3 protein-coding genes are annotated in these 2,917 nt (G+C 56.5%); 2 read left to right on the top strand and 1 reads right to left on the bottom strand.

The annotated features are described in order from the left end of the window. Positions 1–520 precede the first annotated feature (520 nt). Positions 521–721: a helix-turn-helix transcriptional regulator gene (locus ACIOTN_RS17985; RefSeq protein WP_105662736.1), complete on the top strand. Its 201-nt coding sequence runs from the start codon at positions 521–523 to the stop codon at positions 719–721. Continuing rightward, complete coding sequence (locus tag ACIOTN_RS17980) at positions 718–1,914, top strand: type II toxin-antitoxin system HipA family toxin (RefSeq protein ID WP_105662737.1); 1,197 nt, start codon at positions 718–720, stop codon at positions 1,912–1,914. The genes ACIOTN_RS17985 and ACIOTN_RS17980 overlap by 4 nt, the downstream gene beginning before the upstream one ends. 18 nt (positions 1,915–1,932) lie before the next feature. Here ACIOTN_RS17980 and ACIOTN_RS17975 read toward each other — a convergent pair whose 3' ends face one another. Further along, a complete protein-coding gene (locus ACIOTN_RS17975) occupies positions 1,933–2,376 on the bottom strand; it encodes a MepB family protein (protein WP_038993720.1) in 444 nt (147 codons plus the stop codon). Positions 2,377–2,917: the final 541 nt, after the last annotated feature.

The following is a 2,917-nucleotide window of genomic DNA, read 5'->3' as shown; positions in this document are numbered from 1 at the left end:
GAGGGTGTGGGAGAGTAGGTCACCGCCGGACTTAACTTGAGTAGATGGTTTGAGGCCCTGGTACCGTTTGGTGCCGGGGCCTCACCTGTTTAACGGGAAGGGGAGGGGGAATTAGGCAGCTGGTGCTGCCTGGTTCCTCCTCCCCTTCTGCTTTAACGAGCTTGAGTGCTGGCCGCTAGCGCAGACCGCTCAAGGAACGACCAGGCAGGCATGGGGTTGTGAATGCAGCCATGGCTAAGCTGTGTCCCGATGTCGGACTCGCTTGAAGCGACTAAGCAGACGGCGTGGCCCTGGACCTCCGTGGCTCACTACGGGAGAGAACGCCCGCTCCGTTGCAGGTGCTTTATCCGATGGGTTCTGGTCCGCCAATCGGCAAGATCCTGCCTTTTGATGCCTCTGACAATCGATTGCTTGCACCTGGCTATCATTTCGGTAACTTGTTGCCGATTCTTGCTCCATACTGAATGATAGTGAGCAGAATGTCGCCAATCGGCGAAATGCTGCCGGAAGAGGATCCTTCATGAATTCAGTGACTGAGCTAGGGGCCGAATTGCAGCGCGTTAGAAAACAGAATGGCCTGACGCAGGAACAGCTGGCTGAATTAGCTGGCATCTCCGAACGTACGCTGCGCTCCATAGAACGAGGGGCGGGAAACCCCTCCATTGAAGCGGTGCTCTCCGTCGCGAATGTACTCGGCCTTCGAATTCGCGTGGCCAAATGAAGCCGCAACTCCAAGAGCTCAAGCTTGTTACCAAGGCTGACGTCTACTGCAACGTAAACCTCGCCGGCACTCTAGCCAGACAGTCCGACGGAAGCGTGGCCTTCAGCTATAACAAGGACTACCTTGCACATGGTGGCGCGGGCATTGCGACATCTTTGCCAGCTTCCCCGGAGGCATATGTGGGGCCTGGGGGCGCGTTGCCATCGTTCTTCTCGGGACTATTGCCCGAAGGCCATCGCCTGACCGTTCTCAAGGACGCAACTAAGACCAGCATCTCTGACGAGTTGACTCTGCTGATGGCAGTGGGCGCCGATACTCCAGGCAATGTACGCGTTGTTCCGGAAGGATCAGCACTGGAGCAAACCCCCGTGGTTGCTGAATTCAGCAGCACGGCCGAACTCGACTTCTCGGTCCTCGCGCGCACCTTGGACCGCCACTCGATCCCCGGCGTGCAAGACAAGATCAGCGCAACCATGCTGACAACACCAGTGGAGTTCAAGAACAGCGCCTATCTGCTCAAGCTTGATCCCCGGGATCATCCGCATTTGGTCGTTAATGAGGCGCAGCACCTGAAAGCAGCGCGATTGCTCAAACTTCCGGTCGCAAACAATCGGCTAGTACTGGATTCCACTGGGAGTCCGGGGCTGCTGGTCGAGAGGTTCGATCGCGAGGGTGTCGAGGGGGCGGATAGTCCCACGCGTTTGGCGTTGGAAGATGCCATGCAGGTATTGAACCTTCCGCCGGCAAGCAAGTATGCAGTGAGCACGGAACAAGCTATTGAAGCCTTAGCGCTGCAGTGCCAGGCTCCGGTGCTCGCCAGGCGCAATCTATACATTCAGTTCGTCTTTGCGTGGCTAACTGGCAACGGCGACTTGCATGGAAAGAACGTCTCGATTCTGGCGGACTTGCATGGACGGTTTAATGTAGCGCCCATCTACGACATCCCATGCACCCTGGTCTACGGCGATGACACCATGGCTTTGACTGTTGCCGGCAAGGCTAAGAATCTGAAGAAGAAGCACTGGGCGGAGCTTGCAAGGGTGCTCGGCTTGGCTGACCGGGCCACGCAGTCAGCGAACCAGTTGGCATTGAAAGCCGCATTGACTGTGGATCTCAGCGAGTTGCCTTTTGAAGGTTCACCTTTGCGTGGTGCGCAACGAGAACTCAGGTTCCGGCGCATGGAGCTGCAGTAGGCGTCTGAGCGGGACAAGTTAGTCTGCGAGCAACGTGAACGCAGGCAGCTGACTATTCTGGCTTTTCTTCGCTTGCCCCTTAAGGCCAGCCGTCCATGATGGATAGACGCGGAAACCGCGCTTGCCTGGAGCCGATGCTGAGGCGAAGACGCCCAGCTCCTCGAGGTGCTGTTGAGTAAAGCGGAAGACGCCGAAACAGCCGGCTTCCTCGATAAAGACCATAACTCCGCGCAGTCCCTCTTCGGATTCGTAGGGGGCAGTAGTCCCAGTTTCGTCCCGATGCCATATGGCTACGAACCCACCTGGCTTTGTTGGCGTGATCCTTGCGGTCCTGATCCGCCACCGCTGTCCGTCAAGCTCAGTTACCCCGGCTTGATAATCGCTCTGCTGTTCTTCGGGAGTCACCTCGCCATACGATTGCCCAGTGAGGTGGCAATAGCGTTCCAACGCCGTGAACTTCATAGACTTCATCCTGTATTCGGTAGATCATCAAGTGGAGTGGCAGCGATCGAAATATCGCTGCTATTCACCGTAGCCGAGGGTGGTGCTTACGTAGCACTGCAAGACCTGTATTGGGCCGGCATCAATGCCGACTGCTCTAGGTAGTCATTGCGCTGATGCCGCCTTGGCCGTCACGCGCATGGAACCTCCAGATGCATCGTTTCGCCATGTGCGTTCTCTTCTTGTGCCTTGCTCAGACGCACGCATGCGCCCGCATCGTCTAATCGGCTGATGTGGGCACAATTCATTGGGTTCGCGTATATGCGTACGCTTCTCAAGGGTTCAATAAACTCGCTAGGTACAGGCGCTGATGCTCTGTGCAGCTGCGAAATAATGTTTACGCGCTCAGCCCTAGCTCGGTAATAATTGCCAGCGATTGGGCACATGGAAAGAGCCGAATCAGCAGTTCCGGAATTAAGTGTGCACGGTCACCGTCAAAAACCACCCACCCGATTTGCAGGACCCCCAAAACCTGTGTATAGTTTTTCCTTGTCGCCGAGAA

It is taken from the genome of Glutamicibacter sp. NPDC087661 (assembly GCF_044743275.1).
GTDB lineage: Bacteria > Actinomycetota > Actinomycetes > Actinomycetales > Micrococcaceae > Glutamicibacter.
The sequence above is the reverse complement of the archived record's forward strand: the minus strand, read 5'-3'. Positions and strand labels throughout refer to the sequence as shown.

Excerpts from the sequence above, each read along its gene's own strand:
- ACIOTN_RS17985 (WP_105662736.1), top strand. The coding sequence starts at position 521 with ATGAATTCAGTGACTGAGCTAGGGGCCGAATTGCAGCGCGTTAGAAAA.
- ACIOTN_RS17980 (WP_105662737.1), top strand. The coding sequence starts at position 718 with ATGAAGCCGCAACTCCAAGAGCTCAAGCTTGTTACCAAGGCTGACGTC.
- ACIOTN_RS17975 (WP_038993720.1), bottom strand. The coding sequence starts at position 2,376 with ATGAAGTTCACGGCGTTGGAACGCTATTGCCACCTCACTGGGCAATCG.